General features: G+C 74.3%; 2 protein-coding genes. Both read right to left on the bottom strand.

Annotated elements, in window-relative coordinates; genetic code table 11:
* The coding region (locus tag HMPREF0731_RS20550) for a hypothetical protein (RefSeq protein WP_007006153.1) at positions 1-204 on the bottom strand (204 nt) is incomplete at its 3' end.
* The coding region (locus HMPREF0731_RS20545; RefSeq protein WP_007006152.1) for a chemotaxis protein CheA at positions 204-1,419 on the bottom strand (1,216 nt) is incomplete at its 5' end. The genes HMPREF0731_RS20545 and HMPREF0731_RS20550, both read right to left, overlap by 1 nt.

Below are 1,419 nucleotides of genomic sequence, written 5' to 3'. Positions count from 1 at the left end.
CAGCAGCGGGTCGGCGGGCGGCGCGGCCAGGGCCGGGCGCAGCGCCAGCAGCGTCTGCAGCACCGCCAGGTGCAGATGCGCGCAGCCGGCCAGGTCGACCTGCGGCTGCGCCAGGCCACGCAGCGCCTCGGCCAGGGTCTCGGCCTCCTCGATGCTGCAATGGCCCTCCAGCACGGCCACCGTGCCGGCGAGGTGGAAGGGCATCAGATCAGCTCCCCGACATCCAGGATCAGCAGCACGCGGCCATCGCCCAGCAGGGTGGTGCCGGCGAAGCCGCGCAGCCCGGCCAGGGCGCCGTCCAGCGGCCGGACGATGGCCTCCATCCGCTCGCGGAAGGCGCCGATCACCAGCCCCACCGTGGCGGAGCCGGCGCGCAGCACCAGCACCGGCGCGTCCTCCTGCGCCGTGGCGGGCGGCGCCGGCAGCTCCAGCAGCGCGGCCAGCCGCAGCAGCGGCACGATGCGGTCGCGCAGCACGAAGGCCTCGCGGTCGCGCAGCCGGTGGATGGCGGCGGCGGGCAGGCGCACGCTCTCCACCACCGCGCCCATCGGGATGCCGAAGAGCTGGCCGCCGCACTCGATCGTCATGATGCGCGTCACCGCCATGCTGAGCGGCAGGGTGACGCGGATGGCGGTGCCGCGGCCGATCTCGCTCTCCACATCGACCCAGCCGCCGGCCTTCTCCACCGTGGCGCGCACCACATCCATGCCGACGCCACGGCCGGAGAGGTCGGAGACCTGCTCGGCGGTGGAGAAGCCGGGGGCGAAGATCAGCCGCAGCGCCTCGGCCTCGCTCAGCGCGGCGGCGGCCTCGGGCTCCAGCATGCCGCGCTCCACCGCCTTGCGGCGCAGCCGCGCCGGGTCGATGCCACGGCCATCGTCGCGGATGGTGAGCAGGATGCTCTCGTTCAGCGAGGCGGCGCTCAGCCAGACCCGGCCCTGCGCCGGCTTGCCGGCGGCCAGCCGCTCCTCCGGCGGCTCCAGCCCGTGGTCGAGGCTGTTGCGCACCATGTGGATCAGCGGCTCGGCCAGGGCCTCGATCATGCCCTTGTCGGCCTCGGTCTCCTCGCCCTCCAGCACCAGCTCGACCTGCTTGCCGAGCTTGCGCGCCACGTCGCGCACCAGGCGCGGGAAGCGCTGGAAGACATGGCTGACCGGCAGCATGCGGATCGCCATGATGGCGCCCTGCATGTCCTCGGCCAGGCGGTTGACCACGGCGTGCTGGTCCTTGATGTCGCGCGCCAGCTCGCGCGCCCCGGCCCCCGCCTCCGCCTTGCGCAGCAGGTAGGCGAGGCTGTTCTTGGCGACGATCAGCTCGCCGATCAGGTTCATCAGCTGGTCGATGCGCGCCTGGTCGACGCGCAGCGTGGTGGTCTGCGGCGCGCGCGGCTCCGGCGCGGCGGCGGCCTCGGGCATGGCG

Source organism: Pseudoroseomonas cervicalis ATCC 49957 (assembly GCF_000164635.1).
Lineage (GTDB): Bacteria > Pseudomonadota > Alphaproteobacteria > Acetobacterales > Acetobacteraceae > Pseudoroseomonas > Pseudoroseomonas cervicalis.
Note: the sequence above shows the minus strand (reverse complement) of the source record. Positions and strands in the feature narration are given on the sequence as shown.